30 protein-coding genes and 3 pseudogenes are annotated in these 23,536 nt (G+C 37.6%); 7 read left to right on the top strand and 26 right to left on the bottom strand.

Translation table 11 applies throughout. The features are described from left to right. Positions 1-228 precede the first annotated feature (228 nt). The 5 genes from K3T81_RS17870 (at position 229) to K3T81_RS17890 (ending at position 4,673) form a co-directional block, all read left to right on the top strand. Positions 229-1,191, top strand: coding sequence for a sulfonate ABC transporter substrate-binding protein (locus K3T81_RS17870; protein ID WP_238021905.1), 963 nt, complete (start codon positions 229-231; stop codon positions 1,189-1,191). 23 nt (positions 1,192-1,214) lie between these two features. Beyond that, positions 1,215-1,982 carry an aliphatic sulfonate ABC transporter permease SsuC gene (ssuC, locus tag K3T81_RS17875; protein ID WP_036576918.1) on the top strand — a complete coding sequence of 256 codons (768 nt, stop codon included), beginning with the start codon at positions 1,215-1,217 and terminating at the stop codon, positions 1,980-1,982. A gap of 18 nt (positions 1,983-2,000) precedes the next feature. Then, entirely contained in the window at positions 2,001-2,783 is a 783-nt protein-coding gene (locus K3T81_RS17880; protein WP_036576917.1) for an ATP-binding cassette domain-containing protein, read from the top strand. 180 nt (positions 2,784-2,963) lie between these two features. Then, complete coding sequence (locus K3T81_RS17885) at positions 2,964-3,440, top strand: DUF2975 domain-containing protein (protein WP_238021913.1); 477 nt, start codon at positions 2,964-2,966, stop codon at positions 3,438-3,440. A gap of 156 nt (positions 3,441-3,596) precedes the next feature. Beyond that, entirely contained in the window at positions 3,597-4,673 is a 1,077-nt protein-coding gene (locus K3T81_RS17890; protein WP_238021921.1) for an NAD(P)H-dependent flavin oxidoreductase, read from the top strand. Positions 4,674-4,736: 63 nt separating this feature from the next. Here the strand turns inward: K3T81_RS17890 and K3T81_RS17895 are convergent, their stop codons facing one another. The 9 genes and pseudogenes from K3T81_RS17895 to K3T81_RS17935 form a co-directional block, all read right to left on the bottom strand. Continuing rightward, positions 4,737-5,177, bottom strand: a complete 441-nt coding sequence (locus tag K3T81_RS17895; RefSeq protein WP_238021923.1) for a hypothetical protein — start codon at positions 5,175-5,177, stop codon at positions 4,737-4,739. 67 nt (positions 5,178-5,244) lie between these two features. After that, on the bottom strand, positions 5,245-5,799 hold the full coding sequence (locus tag K3T81_RS17900; RefSeq protein ID WP_238021930.1) for a histidine phosphatase family protein: 555 nt from the start codon (positions 5,797-5,799) through the stop codon (positions 5,245-5,247). Positions 5,800-5,845: 46 nt separating this feature from the next. Beyond that, the gene (locus tag K3T81_RS17905) at positions 5,846-6,391 is read right to left on the bottom strand and encodes a histidine phosphatase family protein (RefSeq protein WP_238021937.1); all 546 of its coding nucleotides are present in this window, start codon (positions 6,389-6,391) and stop codon (positions 5,846-5,848) included. A 65-nt stretch (positions 6,392-6,456) separates the two neighbouring features. Beyond that, complete coding sequence (locus tag K3T81_RS17910) at positions 6,457-6,921, bottom strand: NUDIX domain-containing protein (protein WP_238021951.1); 465 nt, start codon at positions 6,919-6,921, stop codon at positions 6,457-6,459. Positions 6,922-7,043: 122 nt separating this feature from the next. Continuing rightward, positions 7,044-7,652: a dihydrofolate reductase family protein gene (locus K3T81_RS17915; RefSeq protein ID WP_238021960.1), complete on the bottom strand. Its 609-nt coding sequence runs from the start codon at positions 7,650-7,652 to the stop codon at positions 7,044-7,046. Positions 7,653-7,762: 110 nt separating this feature from the next. Then, positions 7,763-8,293 carry a GNAT family N-acetyltransferase gene (locus tag K3T81_RS17920; protein WP_238021969.1) on the bottom strand — a complete coding sequence of 177 codons (531 nt, stop codon included), beginning with the start codon at positions 8,291-8,293 and terminating at the stop codon, positions 7,763-7,765. 31 nt (positions 8,294-8,324) lie between these two features. After that, positions 8,325-8,495: pseudogene (locus K3T81_RS17925) on the bottom strand (DUF3658 domain-containing protein); the annotation flags it as partial. A gap of 88 nt (positions 8,496-8,583) precedes the next feature. Further along, the gene (locus K3T81_RS17930; protein ID WP_238021970.1) at positions 8,584-9,243 is read right to left on the bottom strand and encodes a hypothetical protein; all 660 of its coding nucleotides are present in this window, start codon (positions 9,241-9,243) and stop codon (positions 8,584-8,586) included. A gap of 102 nt (positions 9,244-9,345) precedes the next feature. Then, entirely contained in the window at positions 9,346-10,017 is a 672-nt protein-coding gene (locus K3T81_RS17935) for an HAD family hydrolase (RefSeq protein ID WP_238022054.1), read from the bottom strand. Positions 10,018-10,196: 179 nt separating this feature from the next. Between K3T81_RS17935 and K3T81_RS17940 the strand changes: the two genes are divergently transcribed. Beyond that, complete coding sequence (locus K3T81_RS17940) at positions 10,197-10,286, top strand: putative holin-like toxin (protein ID WP_238021992.1); 90 nt, start codon at positions 10,197-10,199, stop codon at positions 10,284-10,286. Positions 10,287-10,506: 220 nt separating this feature from the next. Here K3T81_RS17940 and K3T81_RS17945 read toward each other — a convergent pair whose 3' ends face one another. From K3T81_RS17945 to K3T81_RS17990, 11 genes are all read right to left on the bottom strand, one after another. Next, positions 10,507-11,163: a TetR/AcrR family transcriptional regulator gene (locus K3T81_RS17945; RefSeq protein ID WP_238022000.1), complete on the bottom strand. Its 657-nt coding sequence runs from the start codon at positions 11,161-11,163 to the stop codon at positions 10,507-10,509. Positions 11,164-11,197: 34 nt separating this feature from the next. Further along, a complete protein-coding gene (locus K3T81_RS17950; protein ID WP_238022008.1) occupies positions 11,198-12,220 on the bottom strand; it encodes an ABC transporter permease in 1,023 nt (340 codons plus the stop codon). Continuing rightward, on the bottom strand, positions 12,210-12,941 hold the full coding sequence (locus tag K3T81_RS17955) for an ABC transporter ATP-binding protein (protein ID WP_238022016.1): 732 nt from the start codon (positions 12,939-12,941) through the stop codon (positions 12,210-12,212). The genes K3T81_RS17950 and K3T81_RS17955 overlap by 11 nt, the downstream gene beginning before the upstream one ends. Before the next feature lie 164 nt (positions 12,942-13,105). Further along, on the bottom strand, positions 13,106-13,549 hold the full coding sequence (locus K3T81_RS17960; protein ID WP_238022024.1) for an NUDIX hydrolase: 444 nt from the start codon (positions 13,547-13,549) through the stop codon (positions 13,106-13,108). Positions 13,550-13,569: 20 nt separating this feature from the next. Beyond that, positions 13,570-14,058 (bottom strand): NUDIX hydrolase, encoded by a 489-nt coding sequence (locus K3T81_RS17965; RefSeq protein ID WP_238022029.1) that lies wholly within the window; start codon positions 14,056-14,058, stop codon positions 13,570-13,572. A gap of 60 nt (positions 14,059-14,118) precedes the next feature. Continuing rightward, complete coding sequence (locus tag K3T81_RS17970; protein WP_238022030.1) at positions 14,119-14,574, bottom strand: hypothetical protein; 456 nt, start codon at positions 14,572-14,574, stop codon at positions 14,119-14,121. Between the two features lie 171 nt (positions 14,575-14,745). After that, on the bottom strand, positions 14,746-15,288 hold the full coding sequence (locus K3T81_RS17975; protein ID WP_238022031.1) for a GNAT family N-acetyltransferase: 543 nt from the start codon (positions 15,286-15,288) through the stop codon (positions 14,746-14,748). A gap of 42 nt (positions 15,289-15,330) precedes the next feature. Next, positions 15,331-15,855 (bottom strand): cysteine hydrolase family protein, encoded by a 525-nt coding sequence (locus K3T81_RS17980; protein WP_238022032.1) that lies wholly within the window; start codon positions 15,853-15,855, stop codon positions 15,331-15,333. 66 nt (positions 15,856-15,921) lie between these two features. Beyond that, complete coding sequence (locus K3T81_RS17985) at positions 15,922-16,371, bottom strand: DUF4871 domain-containing protein (protein WP_238022033.1); 450 nt, start codon at positions 16,369-16,371, stop codon at positions 15,922-15,924. Between the two features lie 27 nt (positions 16,372-16,398). Further along, positions 16,399-16,533 (bottom strand): DUF5694 domain-containing protein, encoded by a 135-nt coding sequence (locus K3T81_RS19700; RefSeq protein WP_379554785.1) that lies wholly within the window; start codon positions 16,531-16,533, stop codon positions 16,399-16,401. 10 nt (positions 16,534-16,543) lie between these two features. Beyond that, a complete protein-coding gene (locus K3T81_RS17990) occupies positions 16,544-16,840 on the bottom strand; it encodes a DUF5694 domain-containing protein (protein ID WP_238022034.1) in 297 nt (98 codons plus the stop codon). 430 nt (positions 16,841-17,270) lie between these two features. On the opposite strand from K3T81_RS17990, the gene K3T81_RS17995 reads away from it, so the two are divergent. After that, the gene (locus K3T81_RS17995) at positions 17,271-18,185 is read left to right on the top strand and encodes a class I SAM-dependent methyltransferase (protein ID WP_238022035.1); all 915 of its coding nucleotides are present in this window, start codon (positions 17,271-17,273) and stop codon (positions 18,183-18,185) included. 364 nt (positions 18,186-18,549) lie between these two features. Here K3T81_RS17995 and K3T81_RS18005 read toward each other — a convergent pair whose 3' ends face one another. The 6 genes and pseudogenes from K3T81_RS18005 to K3T81_RS18025 all read right to left on the bottom strand — a co-directional run bounded on the left by K3T81_RS18005 (position 18,550) and on the right by K3T81_RS18025 (position 23,390). Beyond that, positions 18,550-19,005, bottom strand: a complete 456-nt coding sequence (locus K3T81_RS18005; RefSeq protein ID WP_238022036.1) for a DUF4362 domain-containing protein — start codon at positions 19,003-19,005, stop codon at positions 18,550-18,552. Positions 19,006-19,143: 138 nt separating this feature from the next. Next, complete coding sequence (locus K3T81_RS19705; RefSeq protein WP_420830855.1) at positions 19,144-20,175, bottom strand: DUF5915 domain-containing protein; 1,032 nt, start codon at positions 20,173-20,175, stop codon at positions 19,144-19,146. 116 nt (positions 20,176-20,291) lie between these two features. Continuing rightward, positions 20,292-20,801, bottom strand: a pseudogene (locus tag K3T81_RS19710) (class I tRNA ligase family protein); the annotation flags it as partial. Between the two features lie 66 nt (positions 20,802-20,867). Next, complete coding sequence (gene tnpB, locus K3T81_RS18015) at positions 20,868-22,025, bottom strand: IS200/IS605 family element RNA-guided endonuclease TnpB (RefSeq protein ID WP_238022037.1); 1,158 nt, start codon at positions 22,023-22,025, stop codon at positions 20,868-20,870. A 309-nt stretch (positions 22,026-22,334) separates the two neighbouring features. Next, a pseudogene (locus K3T81_RS18020) lies at positions 22,335-22,537 on the bottom strand (transposase); the annotation flags it as partial. A 301-nt stretch (positions 22,538-22,838) separates the two neighbouring features. After that, positions 22,839-23,390, bottom strand: coding sequence for a Rossmann-fold NAD(P)-binding domain-containing protein (locus K3T81_RS18025; protein ID WP_238022038.1), 552 nt, complete (start codon positions 23,388-23,390; stop codon positions 22,839-22,841). Between the last annotated feature and the right edge of the window lie 146 nt (positions 23,391-23,536).

A 23,536-nucleotide genomic window follows, 5' to 3' on the forward strand; every position in this document is an offset into this window, starting at 1 on the left:
GATAATACCTTCTCTTCCTGACTAGCTTCCCACACAGAATAAAAAATATGTTGGGTATTATTTTACAATGGACAGGAACCTACTTTTCATTCAAACATAGGCTAAAACCAGATAAGAAAAGCGCAGAGCCTCTCTTTGGTTAATTTTCCTCTGCCTCTAGTTGGTATTTGTTTCGTTTTACAAACTGAGCTAGCATCTGCGCAAATTTATGAAAATGAGGTTCGATTAATGAAAAAGAAAATGAAGTTGTTGTTTATAAGCGCTATTTGTTTGTTCCTTTTTGTTGGTTGTAGTCAGAGTGGTGGATCATCGGAAGCAGACTCCGAGGGAGACAAGGTAATTCGTATTGGCTATCAGAAAAATGGACCTCTCATTATTTTAAAATCGCTCGGTACATTAGAAGAACGATTAGAAGAGGAAGGATACACAGTCGAGTGGAAGCAATTCCAGGCGGGTCCAGCCTTAGTGGAAGCGTTAAATGCAGGAAGTATTGATTTTGGCAGAACCGGAAATTCCCCTCCCATATTTGCACAAGCGGCAGATGCCCCATTTGTTATGGTCGCTGCTGGCAAGTCAAAATTTAAGGGAAGTGGGATTCTCGTACCCAATGATTCAGATATTCAAAGTACAGAAGATCTAAAAGGAAAAAAAGTCGGTTTTGCAAAAGGCTCCAGTTCCCATTATTTAATTGTAAAAGCATTACAAGAAGCAGGATTACAGTATAGCGATATATCACCTGCCTTTTTGTCACCAGGTGATGCGCGAATTGCTTTTGAGCAAGGGAACATCGATGCGATGGTGGTATGGGACCCTTATACAGCCTCGACAGAGCTACATTCTGACGGAAAGCTTCTAATAGATGGGGAAGGCTTAACAACAGATCGAGACTTTTTTATTGCGACTAAAAACTTTGAAAAGAATAACCCAGAGATGATTGACGTTCTATTAGACGAAATACAAAAATCATCTGATTGGGCCAACAGTAATCAGGAGGAACTAGCAACAATACTAACCCCTATTCTTAACATTGAAGAGGACTCTATTCTGAAGTCCATAAAGAGGCGGACATATGGAGTGGATGAAATAAATGAAGAAATCTTAAAGGAACAACAAGAAATAGCGGATACTTTTTACGAACTGGATATTATACCGAAAGAAATTCAGGTGAAAGATGTTTTAGCGAATAACTGATTAAATAAAGGAGGGCCAGGATCGTGAAATTTTCAACAAAAAACTTATCAGAAAAACTCATACCATGGCTAGTTCCAATTATGCTATTGGTTGGCTGGCAGCTATTATCCGTAGTAGGTATTATCCCCTCCCGCATCCTTCCAGCTCCCACACAAGTGTTTCAAGCAGCAATTGACTTATCTTCCACAGGCGAGTTGATGGACCACGTTTCCATCAGCCTTGGCAGGGCATTAATTGGTTTTCTCATCGGTGGCGTTATTGGATTTGCATTTGGCTTGTTTAATGGTATTTTCCGTTTTGCAGAATTATTCTTTGATACCTCCATTCAAATGCTACGTAACATTCCACATTTAGCCTTAATTCCTCTGGTTATTTTGTGGTTCGGTATAGATGAGACCTCCAAGATTTTCCTTGTCGCGCTTGGTGTGATGTTTCCAGTATATATCAACACCTACCACGGAATTAAATCTGTAGATAAAGGGTTAATTGAAATGGGAAAGGCCTATGGTTTAAAAGGAAAAGCATTATTCTTTCATGTCATACTGCCTGGAGCCATGTCTTCCATCCTTGTCGGTGTGCGCTTTTCTCTTGGCGTTATGTGGTTAACACTTATTGTAGCCGAAACCATTTCCGCCCATTCCGGAATTGGCTATATGGCGATGAATGCAAGAGAATTTATGCAAATGGATGTGATTGTTCTAAGTATTGTTCTCTATGCTTTATTCGGAAAACTATCGGATGTCATTGCCAAGCTGTTTGAAAGGAAATTGCTTCGTTGGAATGGATCGTAAAGAAAGGAGGTAAGGAACTTGAAAGAAAAGGAACCAAAATTTCATATTGAAACAAAGCACATTGAAAAAAACTACCCTGGAAGAAGTGTGTTAAAGGATATTAATTTATCTATTAAAAAGGGGGAATTTGTTGCAATCGTTGGAAAAAGTGGGTGTGGGAAAAGCACCCTACTTCGGTTACTGGCAGGTTTAGAAACGCCTAGTAAGGGACAATTGATCATGGATCAACGACCGCTAGCAGAACTAAATAGCGAAGCACGAATGATGTTTCAAGATGGCCGTCTACTTCCCTGGAAAAAAGTAATCGATAATGTGTCACTTGGCCTCACGAAAGAGGGAAAGGCTAGGGCTAAGAAAGCTTTACAGCTAGTAGGACTAGAGGACAGAATTGCAGACTGGCCAGCCAAGCTTTCCGGCGGACAAAAACAGCGCGTTGCCTTAGCTCGTGCTTTAGTACATGAACCTTCCCTATTACTACTTGATGAACCTTTAGGTGCGCTAGATGCATTAACCCGTTTAGAAATGCAGGCACTTATTGAGGACCTTTGGCAGCAAAAAAAGTTTACAGCCATTTTGGTAACACATGATGTGGAAGAGGCTGTAGCCATTGCCGATCGTGTTATCGTCATTGAAAATGGTTATATTAGTCTGAACCAGTCTATCGATTTACCAAGACCACGTCAGCGTACGAGTACGCCATTTTCAATGTATCTGGATCAAATATTAGACAGAATCATGGGACGAACACAGCAAAAGAAGATTACGCTACTCCGTTCTTATCCTAATACTACCAAGGTTTAACGTTCCTATACCGCAACTTTATAAGTCTCGAGGAGGTTGTACTCTTCAGACTGGGACCTCTCTCGAAGGGGTCTTTTTCTTTTGTTTCTGCATAACTGAAAATTGATAAAAATTTATTGATAATCAATCAATAAATAATATAGTAAGATGTAAAAAAACAAACAGGATGAGGTGTAGGTTATGAAACAAGGAACAACGCTTTTTCTGAAGTCTGCTATAGTCACTATTGGGCTAATCGTACTAGCTCTAAGTATTTTTTGGCTACCATATCAGGCAAACTTTTTCGCTGAAATGTATCCAGAGTTTGCCTATTTACAATACCCATTATTAGTTGGCTTACTTGTGACAACCCTCCCATTCTTCATTGCCCTGTATCAAGCATTAAAGCTCTTACGCTATATTAATTATAATAAAGCTTTCTCGACTAAGTCTTTATTTCCCTTAAAAAATATTAAGTATTGCGCTTTAATCATAAGTTTTTTGTACATTGTAGGGTTTATCTCCCTTCTATCCATAAATGCTGCCAATCCCGGAATATTGCTTATCGGATTAGTGATCATCTTCTGTTCCGCTGTTATAGCATTCTTTGCTGCTGTATTACAGAACCTTTTAAGTAGAGCTTTGCAACTCAAAACAGAAAATGAATTAACTGTTTGAGGGACAGTTTCTCCATTGTTTTTCCTTGGAGAGTATCTAGATTCATTTGTAACTGATGATTGAAACTCACATAAGAAAGAAGTAACTTAGAATAAGAAACACAGCAAGAATTTCACTTCTGAGGCTAACCAATATAGAAGAGGGAAGGAGATAAAGATGCTACATAATGTCACGGATCTTTTGAAAGTGAAGTACCCGATTATTCAAGCACCAATGGCCGGGGGTGTAACGACTACTCATTTGGTTACAGAAGTCGCTAATGCTGGAGGTCTTGGAATGATTGGAGCAGGTTATATGTCACCTGACCAGCTCCGCAAACAAATACGGAAAGTGCAGCAATTAACTCCCCATGCTTTCGGAGTAAACCTCTTTGTACCAAATGAATTTCACGTAACAGAAGAAGAAATATTTACTGCTAACGAGAGGTTGAACCAGTTTCGGCGTAAGTTACAGCTACCAGAGAAAAATACTGTTGAAAAACCAGATTTTAATGATTTATATAACACTTTCTTGGAGCAAATTGATGTAGTAATAAAGGAAAAAGTGCCCATTTGCTCCTTTACTTTTGGGGTTCCTACTACGGAAGTAATGGACCGTTTAAAACAACACGATATACTTCTTATCGGCACAGCAACTACGGTGAAGGAAGCTATTGCCATAGAGAAGGCCGGGATGGATATCATTGTCGTACAAGGCAGTGAGGCTGGCGGACACCGTGGCAACTTCCTCCAGTCGAATGATGAAAGTATGGTCGGCTTAATGACACTTATTCCCCAGGTAGTCGACAATGTCAGTACTCCTGTTATTGCTGCTGGGGGTATTATGGGCGGTAGGGGTTTCATGGCATCCCTTTGTTTAGGAGCCCAAGGGGTGCAAATGGGTACAGCTTTTTTGACATGTTTAGAAAGTGGAGCAAATGAGCTGCACAAAGCTGCCATACTGAATGCAAAAGAAGACCAATCTGTTATAACCCGCTCCTTTTCCGGAAAGTGGGCAAGAGGAATACAGAACGAATTTATCTCCTCTATGAGAGCGAACGAACATCAAGTACCAGCTTTTCCTGTACAGAATAGCCTAACAAAGGATATTCGAAAGGCCAGCGCTAATCAGGGTAAGACGGACTTTATGTCTCTTTGGGCAGGCCAAAACGCCACTATGGCAAAAAGGCAAACCGTCCGTATGCTGATGGAGTCGATCATTATGGAAGCGAAAAAATTAGGGTTTTCTACTTAACGACTTTTTACAATGATGAAAATTATTTCCTCTACTATGTTCTTGCTACATAGTAGAGGAAACTTACTGGGGATCATGTAAGATCCACGGGATTTTTGATTCAAACTCTAGCCAAAGGCCAGACATTGGTAAATCATCCTTTTCACTTGGGTCCACTTCCGCAAATCCAAAAGTAAAATTGCCTAAAATAGCCGTGTTTTCAGAAGTCCAATCAGAATCCAAACAATACTTTCCTTCAACTAAGCTTGCAGCCAAATAATAATGCACCATATAAAGGTGTAATCCATCTTCAGCCTCCCCAAACTCTGATAACAAATCTGGTTTTGTAGGGTCTATACCTAACGTTTCAAATACGTCCTTAATCTGAGAATCCATCTGTGTACAAGCTTCTCTATAGTTTTTACAATCTACGCAATTGCAAAGTTCCTGATCTTGTTTATAGTATTCTCTCGTCCTACCTACATCTACTTCTAGCAACCATTTTTCTAATTGTAATTTTTGCATATTTTCTTCTCCTATAACCGTTTCTTCATTGAAGAAGTGAACCTCCGATATTTTAAATCAAAGTTTCTTATTTCCATACCCTTTTCACCCACATGAGCTCTTGCCTCTCAAAAGATAGTTTATAAATATCTGGCATTTCAATTTGATTCCAAAATTCGAATCCATATTTACTGTTAAAGGAATTCATAATCAAAACCATTATGTTACCATGTGTGCCTATTGCGACATTTTTTCCCTTGTTACTTTCTAGAACTTTTAAAGTTGCGTTTACGCCTCTTTTTTGAGCAACCTTGTTTGATTCGCCACCAGACCATGAAAATTCGTAGTCCTCCCAAACCTGCGTAATCGCCTCTGTAAAATCTTCCACAGGCTTTTCCGCGAGGATTCTTTCTTTGAAGTCATCTATTATCTTAATCTCTTTACCTATGTACTTTGCAATCCCTCCAACTGTTTGGATGGCCCGCTTATAAGGACTTGAATAGACAGCATCAATAGCTTCATTTTTAAGTAATGCAGTTACGATATTTGCGTCATTAAAGCCACGTTCAGATAAAGGTCTTACCAACTCGTCTGGTGTATACATAGAATGAGCATGTCTCACAAAATATACGTTTGTAGGCAAATGACCCAACCTCCTAACTCCTGCTGCGTTTTATACCAATTACTAATCAATCTTTCAATAAACGGTTAAAATTAGCATTGGTCTCGGTAACCTTTAAATGATAGACATCAGGATTACGTAGACCCATCCATTGCTCGAAACCAAAGCTTTTATCATAGAAGTTTAGTAATAAAGATATAATCCCTCCATGTGCCACCATCACTGTATTTTCAGAGCCACTAACTACGATCTCATCGACTACCTCTACAATTCGCTTCACTGCTTCGTTACTTGATTCTCCACCTTCAAACTTAAGATCCATATCGTCAAAAGTCTCTTCTAGCTTCTCCATCCAATCCGTAAGAAAGGTGGTGCTAAGGACGCGTTCGGCTAAACGACTATCTACCTCAATATCTATATCCTTATTTTCTGTAAAGGGCTTAATCGTCTGGATAGCTCGAACAAATGGGCTTGAAATGATTCTATCTACCTTTAAATCTGATAAAGATTCGGCTAGTTCCTTTGCTTGAATGAACCCTTCTTCTGTTAACGGCGCATCCGGTGCTTGTCCTTCCGCTTTGCAATGTCTGATGATGTATATATTTTTAGTCATGTTTCGTATCCCCCCTTCTCCTATTTCAAGGTTGGCCTATCATGATTCCATAAACCTTTTTGCAATTAATTTACATCACCTAAGTAAACAGGCGCTTCTTTCCCTTCATTATAGTCAATAATATATTCTCGAAGTGTTCGAGGGTAAAGCCTATAATTCAGTAACTCGGATAAAGGAAGCCATTCGACACCAATTTGTCCCTCATCTGGGGCTGTACCGTTTCCTAAATTTGCACCCCCTTCTGCAATACTGCATAGAAACATATAGTTCATCCGGTGAGCTTCGGAATCAAACTCATAATGCTCATGATTTTTTCCAATATACTCTCGTATAAAGATTAGGTCACCAATTTCTACAGCCGCATTAACTTCTTCGATACACTCTCTTTTTAGTGTTTGGGGAAGTGTTTCTCCAAATTCCTGTCCACCACCAGGTAAAATATAATAGTAGCCCTCTTGGTCCTGTTTTTTAATTGCTAACAATTGATCGTCCTGAATAATAATCGCCTTCGCTGAGTTCCTAATGCCCATTTTCACTCCTCCAAAATCTTACAAATTTCTCTTTCTCTATCTTACAACAAAAGGAAACAAAAAAGGCAAACTTTTCTAATAATTGATACGAAAAGTTGCCTTGGTTTTTGTTTTGGAACTAATTATCTCAAAATATTGTATTTAACATGTATAACACCGGTTCCTTCTATTACCTCTGTGGAGTCTAACTTTACGCTCTCTTCCCCAATATGATCAAACAACCGGGTTCCTTTTCCTAGCAATACTGGAGCAATGTGTAAATCCAGACCATCTAAGAGACCCGTTTTAATACATTGTTGAGCAACACTTGCAGTTCCAATACTTACATCCTTTGACCCAGCTACTTTCTTGGCCTGTTTTACAGCATTTTCTATCCCGTTAGTGATAAAAGTAAAAGGTGTATTACCTGATGGTGTAGAATCTGGAACACTGTGTGTAAGTACAAAAACCGGGACATTTGCCAATGGATGACTTCCTCCCCATCCATTCACCATGTCGTAAGTCCTTCGCCCAACAATCATGGCGCCGGTTTTTTCAGCGGCTAAATCAAAAATGGCCTTATCAATGCTTGAAAGCTTGAAAAAAGAATTCGTCTGGCTAGTTTCCTCTCCAGAGAACATCCAGGCTTGCAGAATTTCGCCTTGATCCCCTAAAGGCTTTTCTTGACTATCATTACTTCCAGCTACAAAACCATCAAGAGACATGGAGATATTTAGAACAACTTTACTCATTTCAATTCCTCCTTATGGCGATTCTATTATATAAATCTACAATATATTTCTTCTATATTGCTATAGTTGTTCTAGACAATATATTGTATTGGGATCTTTAGGTGCGTTTATTAATTTCTGCCAACATAATCATCGTATAGGATGCTCATTATGATTTCATCGGAATATTGGTTTCTCATGAAAAGGGACTGTCTTAATACTCCTTCTCTCTTAAAACCAGCTTTTTCGTAGGAGCGTATCCCTCTTGGATTATGAGAATAGACCTGTAACTCTAATCTATTTAGGCGCAGCTCTTCAAAAGTAAATTTCTGAGCAAGCATTACAGCTTCAGTTCCATAACCTTTTCCATAGTTATCCTTATTATGTATCGCAATTCGGAACATCGCTTTCCTGTTATCTAGGTCGATGTCATTGACTGCTAGATCACCTATCATTTGATCGTCCTCTACTAAACAAATAGCGAAGTCGTGACGAGTGGAATCTTTGTTAAACCGCTCATAAGCATTTCGAACCTCTTCCATCGTAAACACCTTGCGCGTACCAGTCATGTAAAGGCCTTCCTCTTCATGGAGACTATTAAAGATGCCTTCTATGTCCTTGTCTTCAATTGGTCTTAAATACACATTGTTTCCTTTTGTCATATGAAAACTCTCCCTTATCTTTTCCAGCAAATTGCTTTAATTTTATACTATAGTACCGCATAGCTTTCGGGATTCCCTTGACTTCAAAGAAACCACCATATATTAGAGTTCTCACCCTATATTCTAAAAAAGGATCCCCAACATTGTTATCTATATGGCCATATACTTCGCCAATTAACCTCGCAGCTTTAATAAAATCCTTTTCTTTTTATTTTTGACATGAGGGATACCTCTCTATATATAAATAAATTTGTAAGCATTACATGTAACTATCAGATAGTTATATACTCTTATAGTTTTCGTATTTCATCTCCTGATTTGATAATAATATTTATACCTTTCGCTGATCCATTCTCTACATGATTTTCCATATTTGATACATCTATATCCACGTTTATTTTTACTACTTTTTTCTCATTGCCTTCTAACCGTACTTCGTAAGGGGCGGTTTGGTTCATAAGTGATAGCATGGACACCTCATCATCTGCATAGTACCTTTCCTGGAATTCAACAGTGAATTGGTTTACATTACCTCTATAATTTTCAAAAGGTAGTTCACATTCTCCGTGCAACGTTACATCATCAATCATTTCAAATTCACAACTACTCCATTCTCTTTCATAAGAAATAGCATAGATGCCCGTAGCTAGGTTTTTTTGATAAAGATTAACAAGCATCATGGGTAAAAACATTGAAATAAGAATAGCAATAAGGACAGCACGGGCGCGATATTTTTTTAATGATCTGGTAAGAAAAATTAAACTTGCTATCAATAGGACAAGTGAGGTGATCCCCACAAATTGAAAACCATTAACCGTTTCAATAGGTATGTTGAGTATAGATAAAATTGTCTCTCCATAAGGACTTTTGTGTGGAAATGGAAAATTTAAGCCCATAGATAAAATAAAAAAAATAAGAGCTATATAAAACAGTTTTTTACTTTTGAACATACAAATCCCCCTTATATGTTTAAAATCCTTTTGCTCTATCTTACAACAGAGGAAGGATGAATTGTTTAAATTAACAAATATTTCTAAAGTAATTATTCCTCTTTACGCCGCCTTACTTAATTCTTGAATAATTAAAGAAAGCTCTTTTAAATCATCAATTACATACTGTGCCTTTACATCCTTCCAGCCTAAATCTCTCTTCCAAATGCCAACCATTCCTACATTTTCTGCACCTGTTACATCATTTTCAGGGTGATCTCCAACGTAAGCGCTCTCATTAGCAGGTACATTCAATTGATTCAGGGCTTTTAAAAAGATTTCTGGATTGGGCTTTTTCACCCCTTCATATTCCGAAATAAGGATTATATCAAAGAAGCTATCAATTCCTAAAGCTCTTATATTATCCATCTGGAATTGTCCTTTCCCATTTGTAATCAACCCTAATCGAATTGATTCTTTTTTCAAATCTTCTAATGCAGCAATTAGATTGGGAAAGGGGACACAACTATCGTGAAATTCGGTTATGTAATTTTCAAGCAGCATTTCCCATGAGATGGTGGTAATATTCAATTCCTCCACCAATTGCTGATAGACTTTATCCTTCCATACGTAACCTCGCCGATCCAATTCTATGAATCTGGAAATATAAATTTCTTTCGAGATATGACTAAGCCCTTTATTCAACCTATCATACTGATTTCCTACAAATTTTAGTACAGAAGCATCCCTATTTAACAATGTACCATCTAAGTCGAAAATAACAGCTTTAATCATTTCCATCTCATTCCTTATCCTTGTAGTTTTTTATATGAGAAAAGCTATTAAAATACAGCAGTAAATTTTTAGATTTTTCCCTTCGCTGGCTATAGTTCTATACAAATAAAATGCTATAATTCATATAAGTGCATAAGGTTGTCATGGGTGGTGGCTCGCTCCCTTTTAGAAAGGGGGTGATGCCAATGGCAGTATTTGAGGCAATTGTTCTGATGATTTCTTTTGGAACGTTAATCGTTGCTATCCTGTCATTTAACCATAAAAAATAACCACCCTATGCCTGACAGCTAAGTAGGTGGTTATTTTATCAACCAATTAGCGAGTCGCCCCCTTGAAGGGCTACTGCACTGATACCGTTAGTGTGACAGCACTAGCGGTATTTTATTTTATGATTATCTACGTTTAGTATACCCGAATATGGATAAAAAGAAAACTCTGACTTATTCTTATTACAATTCTTGTTTAGATGTGCATCCTGAGCAACCTCTGCTATTTCCCTATCCCACCCATAACATACTGAATGGTCCGCTCAATTTCTGCTTCATCATCCCAATCAGCCTCCGGCATTATGATAAAGCGTGTTACTAGATAACTAATCATCGAAGAAGCTATTAGCCTTATAATGGAGGATGTTGGCATATCGATTATTTGCCCTTGAGACTGAAAATGCGTCACAATATCCTCTAGCCTTGTGTAGACCTTACTTGCAACATGCTTCATAAACTGTTCTTTCAATTCCGGGTGAAAAGGGATTTCTTGAAGCATGATTTTAATGATTGGGAGATTTTTTTCTGCAAAAGCTTTTCGGTTAAATAATATAGCTCTTAGTAGTTCTTCAACTGTCTCATAATTAGTGTGAAGAACTTTTTTAAAATCATTGATTACAAAGGGTGCCACTAACCGGCTCATTATAGGAGAAACAATCGAAATCAGTAAATCTTTTTTGGTTTTGTAATGTCTAAAAATTGTCCCTTCAGCAACACCTGCTTGTTTGGCAATTTCACTTGTTGAGGAAGCTGCGTAACCTTTTTCAGCAAATATATTAATGGCTGCTTCGAGAATTTGTTTTTGCTTTTGGGTTAATTCTTTATTTTCTTCTACACTCAATTCAAAAATAGATTCTCCATTTGTATCATTTTTTGTCATCATCAAACTCCTTCAGCCTTTTATTCTCCCTCTATTATAAACGACGGTGTTTCTTCAATGCCAATGTATTTAATAGCATGAATACTAAAGAAAAACCTAAGAGGATATAAAAGTCGATGGCAATCTCCTGCCACCCATACCCACGAATCATAATATCTTGTAATGCATCTGCAGCGTAGTATAACGGTGTGTATGGCCCGACCCAGCTCACCCAATCCGATATTGTTTCTAGGTTAAACACACCCGAAAAGAAAAACTGCGGCACAATAACGATGGGAATAAATTGAATCATCTGCAGCTCATTATTAGCAAATGTAGACAGTAATGTACCTAGAGTAAGAGCCACAAAGGCTGTCATTAATGAAATTAAGAGGACGTATAGAAAGTTTCCAACCATCATCATATCTAAAATATATATTGCATACCATGCCAAAATAATCGTTTGTAGCGCAGTAAAGAAGCCAAATCCCACCACATAACCGACAACTATTTCCCACCGTCTGATTGGACTAGCCAGCAATCTTTCGAGTGTGCCTGTCGTTCGCTCTCTCAGAAATGATACACCCGCAATTAGAAAGACAAAGAAAAAAGCAAAGAAGCCGATAAATACCGGTCCAAAATTATCGAAGGAAGTCATATCCTCACTACCGTGTAAATAATCAATTTCCATTGCTACATTTTCATTTTGTTGTTGCTTGCTTATTACATTTTGAATCACCTGCAGTGTGGCACGGTTTGCTGTAGGATCACTTCCTTCCAATGTAATGGTAGGGGTATTATTTTCGAACGTAACAAAGGCATCCAACTGCTTTTCTTCGAGCATTTCCTCTGCTTCAGATAATGATTGATTAGAAACCTCAGCCTCGCTTTCTTCAAGTTCCGTTGAGATTGGCATTGGAACATCAACAAGTGCCAGTATGGGAGTATATTCTTTACCATTAAAAACTAATGACAACAGAGTAAGTACAAGGATTGGTGCTACAATCAATAACGCGATTGTCCGTTTGTCATGGACGAATTGCTTAATAATCCGTGTAACCATTGCTTTAATTCGCATGGAGCACACCTCCATAATATAAAAAGGCATCTTCAATACTTTCTGTTTGAGTTTCTGACTTTAAATGATCAGGGCTCCCGATCGCAATCATCTCTCCATCTCTAATCATTCCCAGGCGATCACACTTTTCCGCTTCATCCATGACATGCGTTGTGACGATAATTGTCGTACCAGAAGCTTTTAGCTCTTGAAAGTTACCCCAAATCTTTCTCCGCAGAACCGGATCAATTCCTACAGTTGGCTCATCCAATATGAGTATCTTTGGTTCGTGTATTAATGCAATGGCTAGTGATAACCTTCGTTTCATGCCACCGGAAAAATCCGCTACCTTTTTATTCATGTCTTGTTCGAGATCGACCATTGCTATGATTTCCTGAATACGTCGCTTTATCTCGCTCTTCTTTAGTCCATATAACGCGGAAAAGAACATGATGTTTTCTTTTGCAGTTAACTCACTGTATAAAGCATCCGACTGAGCCATATAACCAATTTTCTTCATTTGTTGGAGGTTAGGCATATTTGTTCCAAGAACTCTTGTCTCGCCATTTGTAGCTTCTTCAATACCAGAAATAATCTTCACGAGCGTCGTCTTTCCTGCCCCTGAAGGACCGAGCAGACCAAAAATTTCTGGCTTTTCTAAAGCGAAGGAAATGGAACCCAGCACCTCTTTCCCTGCATAAGATTTCTCGACTTTACTTATTGAAAGAATGTCTTTAGTCATGTAATTCCTCCTTACAGCTTAGTGAGTGATTAATCACTTTTATTTTAGCTTGCTTGAAGTTGTTTGTAAAGTGAGTAATCACTCATTTTAGGTTTGTACTACACCCTTTCTAAGACGCTCGTTATAACCGTAGGATTTTACGCGCTAGCATTCCAAACCTAAATTTATGTAACTCTAATATTTAGCCCTTTCTTAATTGCCCAAATTTGATGCTCATGAAAAAAAGACTCCTCCATTTTTTCTAGCTTTACCCATTTTACATAATGATCCTCTTCTACCGAATCTTGCACTCTCTCCAATAGTTTTGCTCGATAAAAATATCCATCACTTAATAGAGGTTCATTTTTGGTAGAGTAAAAGTAACACATGGCATTACCTATAAAGGAGCTTATCTCAATTTTATACCCTGTTTCTTCTATCATCTCTCTTTTCAGGCATTCTATATCGCTTTCATTATCTTCCATTCCTCCCCCGGGTAAGAAGTGATTACCATTGGCGGTCTGGACAGCTAGTACTTTATTTTTTAAATCATTGAAAATAACAGCATAAACGCCTTTTCTAACTCTATATTCCACGTGTTCATTCTTACTGCCGAAAACCAGCCTCATTACCGCACCTACTTTTATATTTACTCCTTAACTTCCCATTGATCGTAACAGACAGTTTCTATTCCAAGTTCGTTCTTGTTCATCCACTCAAAAGCTTTAAGTACTAACGGAGAGGCGTTATCTAGTGATACTTCTTTCCTTGTTACCCAAACAGCGCCAAGAGAATCCTGTCCCTCGAACTGTGCAGGTTTGATTATTTTGCCTCCTATCCTTTTGACCTCATAGTACACCGCAATATGATGAACATGCGTAAATCCTTTCCAGTCCCAAGGAGCGATGAAATCAATTGCGCCCAGGTTTTTAAGGATCTCGATATCAATTCCCGTTTCTTCTTTAAACTCTCTTTGCATCGCAATTGATAAGCCCTCCCCTTCCTCTAGACTACCACCAGGAAGGTCATAACGGTTTTTATATGGTCCTCTGCTTTTGTTTATAACTAAGAGTTTGTTGTCTTCTATATAAATTCCATAAACGCCAAAAGCTCTGTGGAATTTTTTAATCTGTGACATAATGGCCCCCTTGACGATTTCCTGTGATTAACTTAAGTGACATTTAGTTTATGTTATATTTTAATTCCATAGAGTAATCTCCAAAAACTCACGGTCTTCTAGAACTAAATCATATGGATTTTTTATATCCAGCCAGTTAATGCTTCTTTTCTTTGAAAGTCTTGCGTCTTCCTCGCCGTTCAGCGAAGTAAAATACTCTATGATGTTACTATTTTGAATGGCCTCTTCCACATAGTTATATAGAATCGATAAGCATTTTTCTTCCTCTGGTCTTCCACTTAAGTCATTCTTTAAGGGAATTTGGTTAGAACATGCTGCTACTTGATGTTTATATGAAAAATGTGGGCTATATGTAAACCTTTGCTTTTTCTCGCTATCATAGTTATTTTCGAAATATAAATGTACAAAATCAAATTCATTTTTAAAGATATTCGGTTGTTCAGGAGATATGGGACTTGCTCCAAATGAACCTTCTGGCAACCTCATTGGTGAAGCTATATAAATATATTGAGTCATATAAACTCCCCTCCTTCCATTACTTAATAACCTCCCTAAAAAATCGTTGTCCCTATAGAGCCTACTTGATCAATTAAGTTCATTAAATTACACTAGTTAATCTGTGACATAATAGCCCCTTCAGTCAGACAATATATGAGAAAAAGACGATTTTATCTTCAACAGATTTCATTACAACTTTATTTTTCCCTCCCACTCTTCAGCTAAAATTGCATAAAAATATTCATCCCACCAATCCCTATTACCCTTCTTATAATGTGCAGGTATACACTTCTTGAAATGGCCCTCTCTCCTCATTCCGATCTTCTCCATAACACGGTAAGAAGCAATATTTTGAGGTTGACAAGTGGCAATTATCCGATGAATTTTCAATTCTTCAAAACTATACTTGAGAATAGCCAATGCGGCTTCTGATGCGACCCCTTTGTTGTGATATTTTGGATTAAACACCCACCCTATCTCATAAGTTCTCTCTCCACCCCATTTATGAAAAACCATATGGCCTATAAGTGCATTTTCTTCCTTTAAAATCACAGGGAATTTTCCCGCATTCTCATCAGTGTTTTCTCTTATAAAATCTTTTACTCCCTTTTCAGATAATACTCCTTCAGGTATATATTCCATTACATTACTATCAGATGTATACTTCAAAACAGATTTCCAGTCTTCAAATTGAAAATCTCGTATCAATAGTCTGTCCGTATTGATTAACATATCTTTTCCTCCAAGAAGTACCAAGCCATAGCTTAAGCACCTTCATCTATCAAATGTAATACTTCTACTAGGATTAACTTCTGCAAACCAACGTAGTACTCCATTATGATGGTTTATAATTTCTTGGGCTGTAATGGCTTGTGAATCCCAAGTACTATGTGTATCTGAAATTAACGTAACCTTATAACCCAAACTAAACGCTCTTCTGCAAGTCGTATCCACGCATACTTCTGTTTGAATTCCGGTAATTACCAGTTGTTCAATACCCTGTTTTTTAAGTTCATCTTCTAAAGTAGTATTTAAAAAGGAATCTGGAGTAGCCTTTTGAATAATTACGTCTTGTTTGTCAGGCATAATTTCAGGGTGAATTTCCCACCCTTCCGTACCAAATTCTAAAGGCTGACCACCTGGCGCATTATGCTGTATATAAAAGATCGGCGTCTCTGTAGTACGTGCTGAATCGATTAGTTCTTTTAAATTTTGTAGTAACCTATCCCCTTCATATACAACACTACCTTCTTGAAACATATGATTTTGAACGTCTATAATCAGAAGTGCTTTCTTCATTGTCTCCCCCTTAAGTATGGCTCTGCTTCTAATAAACTGTGGCAAGTTGTTGTACTTCGGAACTTATCATTCCTGCATCACATCTACGATCATTTCACCAAAATATTCCCCATCAATATAAACCTCTAATTTCCATGTCCCTGATGATGGAAACATTACAGTTGAACGAGCATGCCCGTTAAAAGATCCACCACGAGGAGATAATTTTTCATCTTTGAATGTAATGGGATTTATCGATTCTTCTTCACCTTGCTTAAATGCTTTTACTTCCCATTCTTTATGAGAAATTTCTTCAGTTCCCCAAAAATGCCACATCCACTTTTGTCCCTCATTTGTAATTGTTTTAGGACCAATTATTCCTATGATACCTTCTTTTCCAAACATCTCACCATACTCATTTGTAAAAAAAGGACTATTATCTTTCCATTTTTCTTCTTTAATGGTTCTATCTTCCTTACAAGCTGCGATTACAAAAACAAGGCTAAGGACAATCAGCAACAATCGTTTTTTTCTCAAAATAATCCCCCTATAGTTCCAATGAAACTAATTGAGATAGTCATTGGCTAATTTAACATCAAAAAGTCCACTCTCTTTTATAAACTGTAATAGTAAATGGAGGTATCCAGAGCCATATAAAACAAAAATTCTTTCCTGATTTGAATCTATTAAGGTAACCAAATTTTATAGATTAACAGATTACGATAATACCAATACTTAGCAGTCCAAATTGCCCCAGCTTTGTTAATGATTTATTCGCATCCGTTTGTTCCCATTTACCCAAATTTGTAAAATCCGGGATGCCTTCTTCATCTTCAATCCAATTTACCGCATTCACCCGATTAAGATTACACTGTTTAGCTAAGCGGAATCCTAGTTGATCAACCTCATTATTACTTAATGAGGAATTCCCATTCTTGTAAAACATATCACCGTTATTTTGCTCAGAAAAATGATCGGTCCCGAGGAATAATATAGATGGTTTCACACTAAGCGACCTCCTTAACAAAGATTAAACTAAAATCCTTTGTCTAATTAATTTCCACAAAACAGAGAAGATATCCTTCTTTAAATTTGCAGTCCAGTTGTTAGTTGTATACATCTGAAATCCTGTTATGAGATTTAAAATAAGAGATCAGCCGTTAGCTTATATAATTGAATACTTTAATGTCTATCCCATCTATGTAACCCATTAAAGCACCCAGTCTTTCATTTGTTTTAATCTGTTTCCTTAACTTCAGAGTTTACGATTATACATTTAAGACCGCCTTTTAAAAAGGGGGCGCAACCAATAACAGTTCAGTTCTAAATATTTGACAAAATAATTTATTTATGCTATAATTTACAGTTAATAATTTTTTCTATATAATAAAATTCTCCTGGCCAGGGGAATCTTATTTTTATAGGAGGAAATTGGTATGAAGCAGAATGAATCCAGTTTAACTTCTTTAGTATCGGCATTCAGTCGGGCATATCATAGTAAATATGACTCGCCAAAGATCTTTGATGACTTTATCGCTATACAGTTACTTTCCCAACAAGATTTTCATAACATTCAAGAGAATATGGTGAAAGGCATTCAGTTCTTCAACAAAGAAATTGCAGAAAAGTATAAGGATAAACCAGAAGAAATATTAAAATGGATCACACAAGTACAGTTATCTCCTACACCTTTGGCGCGTGCGGCGTATTGTGAAAGTGTTTTACAGAATGAAATTAGTTTAGGGGTAAAGCAATATGCAATACTCGGAGCTGGCTTCGATACGTTTTCCATAAGACATCCTGAATTGGAGAATACCATTGAAATTTTTGAAATTGATCATCCATCTACACAACAATTTAAAGTGAAAAGATTGGATGAAGTTAATATAAAAATACCGAGTAATATCCATTTTGTTCCAATGGATTTTACAGACATATTTTCATATAAAAAACTACTAGAAAAAAACTTTAAATATGAAAGAACATTTTTTAGTTTGCTAGGAGTTTCTTATTACCTAACTAAAAATGAGTTTTCTAGCTTATTAGAAGAACTATTCTCCAAAGTTCCAACTGGGAGCTCTATTGTTTTTGATTATGCAGATGAATGTCTTTTTGAAGAAAAAGGGCTCTCAAACAGGGTAGAGAACATGGTTAAAATGGCCGAAGCTAGCGGAGAGCCCATGAAATCATGTTACTCTATATCGGAAATGGAAAAGGTGTTAGAGAAATCAGGTTTGCTAATCTATGAACAGTTATCTCCTTACAAAATTAATGAGCAATATTTTAGCAATCGAAACGATTACTTAACCGCATTTGAAACAATTCATTACATTCATGCAGTAAAGAAGTAAATATTTCAAACAGGCCTCTCACTAATAGAGAGGCTCCACTATTCATGATATATTCCAAAATAACCCTAGCATGCATTTTATTTAAATCCCTTGGCAAAGACCTACACTGGAGGTCTTTTAGCTTTTAGTAGTTACTCAAATTTTGACTAGGAGTCATAACGATTACTGGATTTTTAGATGGGTCCAACCACTATAAAATTGATACGACATTTGATTGAGAAGTTGCTACACAACCAAGTGTATAACCGCTTCCAGTAAGAAGGAAAATTGCACTACCTTTTCCAGGTGTTCTTTGGGTATTATAATTTATGACAAAGCCATATGTATAGAGACGATGTGTCATATTTTCAGCACTACTCAACACCTATAAGTTTAAATTTACTAAAATAATATCGTCTTTAACATTCTCGCAACCCTCTAAAACGTACTCCGTACTTTCTGTGGATTCTATTATTTTTATTGAGGTACAAGTTGTGGTATTAATCTCCCCGTCGCCAAACGTATCCCTTCTTGTGTCACGTGTTGAAGTTATTATTTCCCCGCTATATTCTAGGTCGTGCAGCATTGGGTCACCTTCAGTGGTATACCTCACTACTCTAACGCTATCTTTCCGTCCATTTTCCACATTCTGACGAAATTCTTCAAACCTCTTTATATTCTCAATATCACCATTTCTATCTTTAACGTCTTCAGTTGAAGGGGTGTAATCAGGAATATTATTTTGTTCTTGATTCGGTTTTGTTGAGTACTCTGTATTCTGACAACCTACAACGACCAAGGTAATAATTAAAACACTTACAAATCGCAATAACTTTTGCATTGTATTTATTCCTCCCCAATAAGTAAGACGTTTTTATCTAAAGGATGTTTCATTTAATTCAACCCAACCTACTAAAAACTTATGTAAAAAAGACACCTTGCTCCTGTTTAGCAAGGTGTCTTATCCTACATGGTTTTCCTATGATTTAATAAACATTTTTATTTCATTGCCTTCTACATGGAAACTTCTCATATCTGGTTTACCTTCAAAATGAACATTGTTTAATATTAGGTTCCGTTGCATTAATTCATCATGCTCAATCAGAACGTTTTGCAGCCATGTATCAGCCTGGATGAATAAGTCTACTCGTAAATCGACTGGTAAATTCAATTCTTTTCGGTATGTTTGGACTGCTCGAATTATTTCTCTTACTAATCCTTCTTCTTTTAATTCTCGCGTTACATTTGTATCTAATAGGGTTAGGAAATGACTACCTTCCAGTAATGCAAAGCCATCTCTTCCCTTTCTCTCAACAAGAACGTCCTCTTTAGTGAGTTTTACAGTGTCACCTGAATTTAGTACTACCTGCAATTCGCTCTCTTCAAGAAACTTCGCCTTTTCCAGGTTCCCTAATGCTTCTACTTTGCTTTTCACTTCACCTAGAGATTTACCCAGCTTTGGTCCAACAACTGAGAAATTTAACTTAAAATCTAACTGTACTAAATCTCGAGCATCCTCTCTAAATGTTACGTCCTTTATATTCATTTCATCCTCGATGATAGAAGCATACTTCTGCAAAGTGGATAAACTGGATTCTTCTGCTGGAACGACAACCAACCTGGATAGTGGTTGTTTTGTTTTTATGCCTACTGTATTTCGCAGCGATCTGGTAAGCTCTATGATTTCCAAAACGGCATCCATATCTTTTTCTAATCGTTCATCCACAAGTTTTTTATCTGGTTGTGGATAATCCGAGATATGCACACTTTCGTTCATTAAGCTTGTGTATATGTCTTCTGAAACAAATGGTGTGTAAGGAGCCATTAGCTGAGAAAGCTTCATTAAAACCTCAAATAAGGTACTAAATGCTGCTCGCTTATCCTCCGTCATTCCATTACTCCAAAAACGTTGTCTTGAACGCCTTACATACCAATTACTAAGTTCATCAACAAAGGTGGCGATGGTTCTTGCGCCTTTTGTAATGTCATAATCCTCTAGACTTTGAACCACATCCCTTGTAACGGTGTTTAAACGAGATACAACCCATTTATCGAGCGTTGTCGGAGTTCCTCCCAAGTCACTAGCTGGATTAAATTGATCGATCTCGGCATACAGGCTGTAAAAAGAGTCAACCGAAACTTAGCTGTTCCAGATAAATCGGAAACATCTTTATAGCCTTGTGCCTCTTCATGAGAGCTAAGGGAAGTCTCACAATGTGGACAATATGGGACAACTCGATGCCCTTTATATAAATAACCTTTCTCATGAATTGTGGATAAGATGTTCCAGACAGACTCAATGTACTCGTTGTTTAGCGTTACATAAGGGTCTTCCATATCAACCCAATAACCAAGTGCCTCTATAAATTGTTTCCATTCACTTTCATAAGCAAAAACACTTTCTTTACATTTCTGAATGAAATTCTCAACACCGTATTCCTCAATCTCATCTTTTCCACGAATATTTAACTGTTTTTCTACTTCTAATTCCACAGGTAAGCCATGGGTATCCCAAGCTTTTCGTAAGACCTGATAGCCAGACATTGTTTTGTATCTTGCAAAATCTTTGACCGTTCTACCAAGAGCATGGCCCGCATGTGGCAGCCCATTTGCAGTTGGCGGCCCTTCTTGAATGACCCCCACTTAACGGACGTTTGCAGTGGGGGATTCCTAAGAACACCTTCGTACCCGAAAGTTATGTTATTAGGCTATCCCTGCGCTCCCGCAGTTAGAAGTACGTAACGCTTCGTTTCTAAGATTCAAGCTTGCGTTCTTATCCCGGTCATGATGGGCGCCGCAATGGGGACAAACCCATTGGCGCAACCCGAGATTTTTAACGGCTTTATTTTGATAGCCACAATCTGGTGTGGAGCAAAGCTGACTAGACGGAAAATTTCTGGCAACGGTTATCACGCGCTTCCCATACCAGGCCGCTTTGTATTCCAGCATCTGTCGAAATTGGGACCAGCTCGCTTCGCTGATAGCTTTTGCTAATTTGTGATTTTTCAGCATGTTGGACACCTGCAAGTCTTCGATACCAATAATGTCGTGGTTTTTGACAATAGCAGTAGAAATTTTATGCAGGTAATCATGCCGTGCATTGCTGATACGCTCATGGAGACGCGCCACTTTTCGTTTTTGTTTTTGATAGTTCTTGGCGTCCTGTAAGGCTCGTTTTTGCTTTATCGCCAGTTCTTTACGCCGTGATAGAATACGCTGTTCTTTTGCCAAGCGGCACGCTAATGTACGAAAATGTTGCGGATTCTTATATAATGTTCCATCCGAAAGAACGGCAAAATCTTTGAGTCCGACGTCAATTCCAACAGCAGAACCTGTTTTGGTTAACGATTTTACTTCTGTTTCAGCCAAAACCGAAACAAAATACTTTCCACTCGGATTGCGCCTGATCGTAGCGCTCAAGATACGTCCGTCAATTTCTCGGCTCTTGGAAAATCTAACAAGACCTAATTTTGGCAATTTGAGTTTGTTCCCAACCACCGCTATATTATGATTGGTACACTTCGTCGTATAAGACTGAACAGGGTTTTTCTTTGACTTAAAGCGTGGCGCTTTATTTTGTTTTTTAAAAAAGCGGTTATAAGAATTAGCCAAGTGTTTAAGCGCTGACTGCATGGCTATGCTATCCACTTCTTGAAGCCATACTAAGTGCTTTTTAAGTTGTGTCAGTTTGGCGGAACAAGCCTTATATGTCAAGCCATTTCCCGTCTTCGTGTAAGCTTCATTCCATTGATTTAGGAAATGATTGAACACAAAACGGGAGCAACCAATCGTCTTCGCAATGAAGACTTCTTGTGATGCATTTGGGTAGATTCGGAACTTATAGGCTTTGTGAATAGACATATTTTTCACAACCTTCTTATGTGAATATTACATCTATTATATCAGAAAAAACGCACAAATGTTCGTTATTTGTATTTAATACAGGAAAACCAAACAATTCATCTCCACCCTAGCACAGCTTCAGGCTGGATCTGGCCGTGGCTTATCTACGCCTAACATTCACCACTAATTTTCATTTCACTTCTTTTTAAACAAATTAACTATCTGCCCGTAAAACGGGCGGTTTTAGTTTCGCCCTATAAGGTCACTTTACCAACGAGGCCCCCTAAAGGGGCTTCGAAATTGACCGTCAACCGTTTATATTCCTACCTACTTTTTAAATGGATCGACGTATTCACTTTTACTCATGTTGTCTCGTAATCTATCCTTAGATTCCTGTTCATTAATGTTCTTTGCCACCGTTTTTTGATTGAGCCCCACTGTACTGACATAGTACCCTTTTGCCCAAAATGTGCGGTTCCATGATTGTACTTTAGGTTTGCATGTCTGTCGTGGATCATTAAAGAGCTTTTACTTGGTTTTTGTGAACTTCTGGTTATAGATACCACAGAAAAAACTCATGCCATTGAGTGATTGTTTTCTTTTTACTTAGAATAGGGTAGAATACAAGTAAGATAACATATAATTAAAAAACCACTTGATGCTGGTACACCAAACGGTTTGCAATAGTTAAGGCTCCCTGCAAGGGGGTCAGCATAGGGTAGAAATAATCCACCAGAGCTGCTTACTCAAGGGTGGGTTATTTTTTTGGTTAAATGACAGCACTACAACAATCGAAGGTGAAAGCTGCCATGTTGCACTACTCTAAAAATACTACGGCCGCTTATGCCAAGGCACTAATGTCCCAACAATCGTTTCTTTGTCAATTCCTCTAATGGCTTGAATAACACCATCTGAAATTTCACCATGGGTTAACCATCTAGAGCCCTGCTCTTCTATTTTGAACCCCAACCTAACTTCTTTAACAGTACAGTTTGGCAATTTCTCTTCTTGCGTTTCCTTAATATCTGATAAACGACTACTGCTACCTTTTATTAAAACCAGAGTCCATTCTTGGTGAAGCTGTAGCTGATTTAGTGTATCCTTTATTACAGACACCGCTTTAGGAGAAGTATTATGTATCCAGGCAACCACCATATTGATTTCTTTATGTTCTTTGTAAGCATTTATTATATTTTCTCTTAATGCACCAATATCCGTGTAGTCTAGAGTTTTTGTTCCAGCCTCATACTTTTGGGTTAATCGTGCCAGTTTATGAGCATCCCTTCCAAAGGCGATTGTATGATTTGCATGTTGAGCAATCCATCCAGTGGCTTCAGCTAGCATTCCTGTCCCGCCAAATACCAATACATTTCCTAATTGCATTTAGTACTTACCCCCTTTTCAAAAGCATTTTAAAAAAAGCTAAATTAAAATTTCCTCTTATTGAATACTAAGTTATAAAACATATAAATTATCCTTACAAAATAGCACATTATTATTAAATATAAGTAGCACGAAAACTTTTTTAA

The sequence above is a fragment of the Oceanobacillus jordanicus genome (assembly GCF_022095695.1).
GTDB lineage: Bacteria > Bacillota > Bacilli > Bacillales > Amphibacillaceae > Oceanobacillus_B > Oceanobacillus_B jordanicus.

Coding starts and splice junctions, on each gene's coding strand:
- K3T81_RS17905 (WP_238021937.1), bottom strand. CDS start 6,391: ATGACTAAAAATATATACATCATCAGACATTGCAAAGCGGAAGGACAA.
- K3T81_RS17980 (WP_238022032.1), bottom strand. CDS start 15,855: ATGAAGAAAGCACTTCTGATTATAGACGTTCAAAATCATATGTTTCAA.
- K3T81_RS17950 (WP_238022008.1), bottom strand. CDS start 12,220: ATGCGAATTAAAGCAATGGTTACACGGATTATTAAGCAATTCGTCCAT.
- K3T81_RS17935 (WP_238022054.1), bottom strand. CDS start 10,017: ATGATTAAAGCTGTTATTTTCGACTTAGATGGTACATTGTTAAATAGG.
- K3T81_RS17895 (WP_238021923.1), bottom strand. CDS start 5,177: ATGCAAAAATTACAATTAGAAAAATGGTTGCTAGAAGTAGATGTAGGT.
- K3T81_RS17870 (WP_238021905.1), top strand. CDS start 229: ATGAAAAAGAAAATGAAGTTGTTGTTTATAAGCGCTATTTGTTTGTTC.
- tnpB (WP_238022037.1), bottom strand. CDS start 22,025: ATGTCTATTCACAAAGCCTATAAGTTCCGAATCTACCCAAATGCATCA.
- K3T81_RS17965 (WP_238022029.1), bottom strand. CDS start 14,058: ATGTCACAGATTAAAAAATTCCACAGAGCTTTTGGCGTTTATGGAATT.
- K3T81_RS17940 (WP_238021992.1), top strand. CDS start 10,197: ATGCCAATGGCAGTATTTGAGGCAATTGTTCTGATGATTTCTTTTGGA.
- K3T81_RS17910 (WP_238021951.1), bottom strand. CDS start 6,921: ATGGGCATTAGGAACTCAGCGAAGGCGATTATTATTCAGGACGATCAA.
- K3T81_RS17885 (WP_238021913.1), top strand. CDS start 2,964: ATGAAACAAGGAACAACGCTTTTTCTGAAGTCTGCTATAGTCACTATT.
- K3T81_RS17955 (WP_238022016.1), bottom strand. CDS start 12,941: ATGACTAAAGACATTCTTTCAATAAGTAAAGTCGAGAAATCTTATGCA.
- K3T81_RS17920 (WP_238021969.1), bottom strand. CDS start 8,293: ATGACAAAAGGAAACAATGTGTATTTAAGACCAATTGAAGACAAGGAC.
- K3T81_RS17945 (WP_238022000.1), bottom strand. CDS start 11,163: ATGACAAAAAATGATACAAATGGAGAATCTATTTTTGAATTGAGTGTA.
- K3T81_RS17890 (WP_238021921.1), top strand. CDS start 3,597: ATGCTACATAATGTCACGGATCTTTTGAAAGTGAAGTACCCGATTATT.
- K3T81_RS17995 (WP_238022035.1), top strand. CDS start 17,271: ATGAAGCAGAATGAATCCAGTTTAACTTCTTTAGTATCGGCATTCAGT.
- K3T81_RS17915 (WP_238021960.1), bottom strand. CDS start 7,652: ATGAGTAAAGTTGTTCTAAATATCTCCATGTCTCTTGATGGTTTTGTA.
- K3T81_RS18005 (WP_238022036.1), bottom strand. CDS start 19,005: ATGCAAAAGTTATTGCGATTTGTAAGTGTTTTAATTATTACCTTGGTC.
- K3T81_RS17970 (WP_238022030.1), bottom strand. CDS start 14,574: ATGACTCAATATATTTATATAGCTTCACCAATGAGGTTGCCAGAAGGT.
- K3T81_RS18025 (WP_238022038.1), bottom strand. CDS start 23,390: ATGCAATTAGGAAATGTATTGGTATTTGGCGGGACAGGAATGCTAGCT.
- K3T81_RS17960 (WP_238022024.1), bottom strand. CDS start 13,549: ATGAGGCTGGTTTTCGGCAGTAAGAATGAACACGTGGAATATAGAGTT.
- K3T81_RS17975 (WP_238022031.1), bottom strand. CDS start 15,288: ATGTTAATCAATACGGACAGACTATTGATACGAGATTTTCAATTTGAA.
- K3T81_RS17930 (WP_238021970.1), bottom strand. CDS start 9,243: ATGTTCAAAAGTAAAAAACTGTTTTATATAGCTCTTATTTTTTTTATT.